Below are 3,333 nucleotides of genomic sequence, written 5' to 3' on the forward strand. Positions count from 1 at the left end.
CCCGGAGCCGCTGAGCCTCACCGCTCGCCATGGCAGCGAGTTTCCCGAGCCGCTCGGCCTCGGCTTCGGCGGAAGCCTGCTCCGTACGCGCCGCCTGCAGCGCCCTGTCGAGCGGCTCGGCCGCAGGTTGCGCAGGCGCGCTCGCCGCAAGAAGCAGCGGCGCAAGGAGGAGAGTGACCGAGGGGAGCAGCCGCAGCGCTTTATCCATCGCGATGATACGGATGGCCGGCAAGGATCGACGTCGCCCTGAACAATTGCTCGGCGAGCATCGCCCTCACCAGCAGGTGCGGCCAGGTCGCCGGACCGAAGGAGAGCAGCAGATCGGCTGTGGCGCGCTGTGCCTCCTCGTGCCCGTCCGCGGCGCCGATCAGGAAGCGCGCCTCGCGCTTGCCGCCGTCGCGCCAGCGCTCGAGTGTTTGCGCCAGCTCCATCGAGGAAAGCGCTTCGCCGCGCTCATCGAGAACCACCTGTACGGCGCCGGATGCCGGGTCGGGCGTCTTGCCGCCGCGCTCCGGAAGCTCGGTCAGCTTCGTCGGCCAGGCAATCCGCTTGAGATAGCGTTCGACCAGCTCGGCTTCCGGAGAGCGGCCGATCTTCCCTCGCGCGACGATGTGAAGAAGCACCTACTGGGCGGTGAGCGCGGGCCGGTACGGCCAGCTGAAGATGGTCTTGAAGCCGTCGTAGATGGCACGTGCCGCCTGGGCGATGGTGCGCGGGCGGTTCGATCCGCCGCGAGCGAAGATCGCGACCGCGATTCGGTGCCCGTCGGGCATCGTGATGAAACCGACGTCGTCGGTCAGGCCGTTGAGGGTGCCGGTCTTGTGCTCGACCGGCGTTCCCTCGGGCAGCAGCCACTTCATCCGGTTCCGTCCGGTCTGGCACTTGGCCATCTCGGCGAGCAGGTAATTGCGGCTCTGGGCCGAGATCAGCTCGCCGCGGTAGATGCGCCTCAGCAGCTCCACCATCGCCTTGGGCGTGCTCGAATCCCGCACGTCCCACAGGTCGCGCTTGGCGGCGAGGAGCTGGGCGATCGTGCGGTCGACGCGAACGCCGTGGATTCCGTTCTGGACCAGCCAGTGATGAACCGCCCGCGGGCCGCCGACATCCTTGAACAGCACGTCGGCCGCGTGATTGTCGCTGTGGATCAGCATCTTCGCCATGAGCGTGCGCACGGGCACGCCGCTGATCTTGTCGTCGAGAGTTTTCTGGCGGTCGTCGACCTGCGAGAGATAGAGCGCCGCGATCGCGACCTTGACCGTGCTCGCCATCGGGAACGGCGTGTCGCCCTTGATGCTGATGCTTTCGCCGGTGTTGAGGTCGAGCGCGGCGATGCCGACGTCGGCGGAAGTGTCCGAGAGCATCGATCTCAGCTGCTGCTCCACCGACACCAGGTCGGGCGAGGCCGCCGCCGTCGCGGGAGCCGCGACGAACGCCAGAAGCGACAGAATCAGTGTAACGAACCGCATTTCCCTCACCCGCGAGCCACGCTCACATTCGCGTCGTCACCAAATGCCCACATTCGTTCCAAATTGTAAAAATTTCTGACCTCAGGACGAAAAATGTGCACGATCACGTCATCGGCGTCGATCAGCACCCAATCCGCTGCGGGAAGCCCCTCGATCCGCACGTTCTTGCCAAATTGCTCTTTTATCTTGTCGGCAAGCTTAACGGCCATCGACGCGACCTGCCGAGTCGAGCGGCCGGACGCAATCACCATGTGATCGGCGATGTTCGATTTGCCGGCCAGCGGGATCGAGACGACCTCCTGCGCCTGGTCGTCGTCGAGCGACTTGAGAACGAGTTTGTGAAGGGCTTCGACGTCGGCCGGCGCACGGACGGCCTCGCCTGCGGTGTCAGCGGGATGTTCGGTCAAGGGCTCTCCTGGCGGACGAGGGCCTCGCCGTCGGGCCGCTCGTGCCCCGACAATGACTCGGGGGCGAGCGGAGTAAGTCGGCGATGCCAGTCGGGATCTTGCGCGCGAATGGCGGTTGCGGAGGTCGGATCGGCGGGCAGGCGAAGAAAGACGATCGCCGGTGCACTCCATTCCGTCCAGTGGCTTGCCTGGCTCTGGGGGTGGACGAACCGCCTGAGCCAGCCCATCGCGCGCGCCGCGTGGGCAGATGAATCATAACCGGGCCTGCGAATCACCGCAATCGGCACTTCGTGGACTAAATCCCTATAATTGCGCCATTTGTGAAAATCTCGCAGCGTGTCGCTTCCGAGCAACCAGATGAAGCGGTGCCCGGGATGGCGCTGCCTGAGCCGCCGCACGGTGTCGATGGTGAAGCGCGTGCCCTCGCGCCGTTCGAAGTCGCTGACGCGAATCCGCGCCCCGCGCGCCTGCGCTTCTGCCGATGCGAAGCGCGCCCCGAACGGCGCCATGTCCGTGGCAGCCTCCTTGAGCGGATTGCCGGGCGAGACCAGCCACCAGACCTCGTCGAGTCCGAGCGCCCGCATCGCCGCGAGGCTGATGCGCCGGTGCCCGCGATGGGCAGGGTTGAACGAACCGCCGAGGAGACCGACGCGGCTCATCGCCAAAACGCGTCACGAGCCACGTGCAGAATGACGATGTCTCGGCCGGTCACGCGATAGTAAAGCTGATACGGCGTTCCGCGCACGCGCCACTTTCGAACCTCCGCGGCAACGGTCTGCGCGCCCATATACGGGTGGTCGAGGAGCCGGAGCGGCTCCACTTCCACGGCGTGCTCCATCCGCTCTGCGAGGTTCCGATCGATACGCGAGTAATAATCTGGCAGGTCTTGAATGTCGCGCCTTGCCGGCGCCGTCCACTTAAGGCTCAAGCGGCGCTTTTCCGCCGGCGGCGGCGCAAATCGGCAATCACGTCACCGTGATCCACCAGCTCACCTCGCTCCGCTGAGTCGATCCCTTCCTGGATGACGTCGCGGAGGGCTTTCGCCGCGTCGTCGAGCACTTCGAGACCTTCCTGTGGCGGCGGCTCCGGAAGCGATTTCCACAGCTCATCCATAGGCGCTTCTTCGTCGAGCAGCCGCACGACCGCGGTTCTGATGAGCTGCTCCCGCGAACAACCGAGGCGAACGGCAAGCTCGTCAAGCGAAGCCATCCAGTCGGAATCCAGCGAAACCGAGATTGCCTGTTGTTTGCCCATGGCGGGAACATAAGGCATTGACTGTGCGGCAGCAACGCGGGGCGGCGGATGGGGGAATTCGAAGCGATCGGCGACGCGGTCACGGGCGGGGCTGCCCGATTAACGACGAGGATAGCCGCCGAGCAGCGATCATCGAACAACTGATGTGCAACTTCCGCGCGCATCTCGGCACCGTCGACGTGGCTGTCGACCACCTGCAGGCCGAC

General features: G+C 65.6%; 8 protein-coding genes. 1 reads left to right on the forward strand and 7 read right to left on the reverse strand.

The features are described from left to right. The 7 genes from GH737_RS13795 to GH737_RS13825 all read right to left on the reverse strand — a co-directional run. A partial coding sequence (locus GH737_RS13795) for a hypothetical protein (protein ID WP_155265359.1) occupies nucleotides 1–208 on the reverse strand: 208 nt, incomplete at its 3' end. Then, nucleotides 201–623, reverse strand: a complete 423-nt coding sequence (locus tag GH737_RS13800) for a 23S rRNA (pseudouridine(1915)-N(3))-methyltransferase RlmH (RefSeq protein WP_155265360.1) — start codon at nucleotides 621–623, stop codon at nucleotides 201–203. The genes GH737_RS13800 and GH737_RS13795, both read right to left, overlap by 8 nt. Further along, nucleotides 624–1,466 (reverse strand): serine hydrolase, encoded by an 843-nt coding sequence (locus tag GH737_RS13805; protein ID WP_155265361.1) that lies wholly within the window; start codon nucleotides 1,464–1,466, stop codon nucleotides 624–626. A gap of 5 nt (nucleotides 1,467–1,471) precedes the next feature. Continuing rightward, nucleotides 1,472–1,873, reverse strand: coding sequence for a ribosome silencing factor (gene rsfS, locus GH737_RS13810; RefSeq protein WP_155265362.1), 402 nt, complete (start codon nucleotides 1,871–1,873; stop codon nucleotides 1,472–1,474). Next, nucleotides 1,870–2,532: a nicotinate-nucleotide adenylyltransferase gene (locus tag GH737_RS13815; RefSeq protein ID WP_155265363.1), complete on the reverse strand. Its 663-nt coding sequence runs from the start codon at nucleotides 2,530–2,532 to the stop codon at nucleotides 1,870–1,872. The genes rsfS and GH737_RS13815 overlap by 4 nt, the downstream gene beginning before the upstream one ends. After that, complete coding sequence (locus GH737_RS13820; RefSeq protein ID WP_155265364.1) at nucleotides 2,529–2,801, reverse strand: type II toxin-antitoxin system RelE/ParE family toxin; 273 nt, start codon at nucleotides 2,799–2,801, stop codon at nucleotides 2,529–2,531. Before GH737_RS13820 ends, GH737_RS13815 begins: the two co-directional genes overlap by 4 nt. Beyond that, nucleotides 2,798–3,127: a ribbon-helix-helix domain-containing protein gene (locus tag GH737_RS13825; protein ID WP_196233201.1), complete on the reverse strand. Its 330-nt coding sequence runs from the start codon at nucleotides 3,125–3,127 to the stop codon at nucleotides 2,798–2,800. Before GH737_RS13825 ends, GH737_RS13820 begins: the two co-directional genes overlap by 4 nt. 23 nt (nucleotides 3,128–3,150) lie before the next feature. Here GH737_RS13825 and GH737_RS15895 point away from each other — a divergent pair. Then, a partial coding sequence (locus GH737_RS15895; RefSeq protein WP_230558823.1) for a hypothetical protein occupies nucleotides 3,151–3,333 on the forward strand: 183 nt, incomplete at its 3' end.

This window comes from Sphingomonas segetis, from assembly GCF_009720245.1.
Classification (GTDB): Bacteria; Pseudomonadota; Alphaproteobacteria; order Sphingomonadales; family Sphingomonadaceae; genus Sphingomicrobium; species Sphingomicrobium segetis.

Coding starts and splice junctions, on each gene's coding strand:
- GH737_RS13815 (WP_155265363.1), bottom strand. CDS start 2,532: ATGAGCCGCGTCGGTCTCCTCGGCGGTTCGTTCAACCCTGCCCATCGC.
- GH737_RS13825 (WP_196233201.1), bottom strand. CDS start 3,127: ATGGGCAAACAACAGGCAATCTCGGTTTCGCTGGATTCCGACTGGATG.
- GH737_RS13805 (WP_155265361.1), bottom strand. CDS start 1,466: ATGCGGTTCGTTACACTGATTCTGTCGCTTCTGGCGTTCGTCGCGGCT.